We start from the raw sequence: 327 nt of genomic DNA on the forward strand, positions 1-327 counted from the left end.
CGCCCACGCCGGTCAGCGGCAGGTTGCACGCCGGCAGCAGCTTGATGTCCTCGGTGCCGTCCTTCTTCTTGGCCACGTGTTCCATCAGGACCACCACGCGGCCCACGCCGGCCACCAGGTCCATCGCGCCGCCCATGCCCTTGACCATCTTGCCCGGGATCATCCAGTTGGCCAGGTCGCCCTGCTCGGATACCTGCATTGCGCCCAGGATCGCCAGGTTGATCTTGCCGCCGCGGATCATCGCGAAGGAATCGGCCGACGAGAAGATCGACGAGCCCGGCAGCGTCGTGACCGTCTGCTTGCCGGCGTTGATCAGGTCGGCGTCGA

Annotated in this window: 1 protein-coding gene; it reads right to left on the reverse strand. The window is 66.7% G+C overall.

Annotation, left to right across the window (positions count from 1 at the left end; genetic code table 11):
• On the reverse strand, window positions 1–327 hold a 327-nt coding region (locus AC6LJ9_RS30755), incomplete at both ends, for a CoA-transferase (RefSeq protein ID WP_498150472.1).

This window comes from Achromobacter sp. 1011811831 (genome assembly GCF_059760905.1).